The following is a 1,556-nucleotide window of genomic DNA, read 5'->3' as shown; positions in this document are numbered from 1 at the left end:
ACGCGATGATGCCCATTCTTACCCACAAAAATGAAACGGACCTATTTATTGCCAGTCACCCTGACTCCCTTACCGATTTTTTAAAAACAGAGCTCGCCAACAACAAGCACATTTACTGCTGTTTCCCGCTCTCGCAGTTTTGCTTCTCGTTTTGTCGCGATCTCAAGGCTCGTAAGGTGCTGTCAATCAGCTTCCAAAACGCTCACACCCTCTACCCACCCTTTCAGCGGCCATAAAGAAGAGGTTACTATGACCATTCCATCTTTTGAGAGCGCCTTTGGACGCTCTCTTGTTTTTCTGTGTTTTTTTATTGCGTTACCCACCCAGGCTTACACTGAGCAAGAGCTCAAAGCTTTTGCCAAGCTTGAGCAAAAAATGACTCAACAACCGGAGGCGGCGAAGACGTGGCCTACGGACGACATACAAAATAAAGCCCAGGCTTATCGAGAAGAAGCGCTGACTCTCAGCCGCAAGGTTCAAGATTTGATACAAGAAGAGAGTCTTTCCCCTTTATTGGGGCGACAAAAACCCACGCGCCACCCTGACCAAGCCCCAAAAGGGGTGATGGTGTTTGTGTCACTCACCATGCCCAAGACCGCGCTCAAGCAGCTTCTGATGCAAAGTGAGCACTTAGGCGTGCCACTGGTGATACGCGGTGTCTTACCTGAAGGTTTTCCGGCCACGGTCAAGCGAATCGAGGCCTTGATACGCTCACCCAATAAGGCGCCCATTCAAAGCGGCTTTTCCATCAGCCCCGATTGGTTTAAGCAATTTGATATTCACCACGTACCGGCCTTTGTTTCGGTCAAACAAAACCGCTGCTTACCTAAGCAGCCTTGCAAAGCCAGTGACTACGACATCCTTTACGGCAACATTTCACTTTACCAAGCTCTGGATTACCTCGCGGCCGGGGATGCGCAGCAAAACATTCACCCACTGTTGCGCACGCTCTATTCCCAATAACCCTCTCTCACCCCAACTTTTGATGAGGTGCTCCTTATGCGCATTGACCTCTGGGCTGCGCTCACGCTCAGTTTTTTATCTACTCTCGCTCTTGCCAGCGAACAACAAACCTTTACCGAGAGCGCCAATTGGGCGAAGCAAACGGCAAGCCAAGCTCTAGCACCTCATGCCCTGCCACTCAATGTCGATGACTATTGCAAAGACGCCACGTGTCGACAAGAGATCCGCAGTCCAAAAGAGTCAAGACTGTCAGACGGTGATATCAATGCACAAAAAGGGACAGAGTTTGTGACCAATGGATTGGCTCAAGACATCAACACCCACTTTAATAAAGGGCGCCCCGATGTGAAAAGCGACCCAGCGATGCGCTTTGCCTTACTCGGCCAAGAGAATGCGTATGAAATCACTCACGGCCTCTCAAATGCCTATGTCGATTGTGATAGCGGCTCCCAGTGCCTTATCGAACACATTCCTAAACAGTGTCATCGTCCAACGAACAACAACGTGCCTTGTACAAAAGTCCCCGTTGCCACCGTGGTTACTGGCAATGTCATCTACCACTGTCCATCCGGTTGGACAAAGCAAGGGGATAA

The 1,556-nt window shown here is 50.1% G+C and carries 2 protein-coding genes and 1 pseudogene; all 3 read left to right on the top strand.

Features of this window, described 5'->3' with window-relative positions; genetic code table 11:
• On the top strand, positions 1–236 hold a 236-nt coding region (locus tag AB4513_RS24625; protein ID WP_372074364.1), incomplete at its 5' end, for a hypothetical protein.
• 13 nt (positions 237–249) lie between these two features.
• Entirely contained in the window at positions 250–963 is a 714-nt protein-coding gene (gene trbC / locus AB4513_RS24620) for a type-F conjugative transfer system pilin assembly protein TrbC (RefSeq protein ID WP_102258465.1), read from the top strand.
• 36 nt (positions 964–999) lie between these two features.
• Positions 1,000–1,556, top strand: a pseudogene (locus tag AB4513_RS24615) (type-F conjugative transfer system mating-pair stabilization protein TraN); the annotation flags it as partial.

Origin of the sequence: Vibrio sp. 10N.222.54.E6, assembly GCF_041473955.1 — a bacterium.
GTDB lineage: Bacteria > Pseudomonadota > Gammaproteobacteria > Enterobacterales > Vibrionaceae > Vibrio > Vibrio tasmaniensis_A.
Note: the sequence above shows the minus strand (reverse complement) of the source record. Positions and strands in the feature narration are given on the sequence as shown.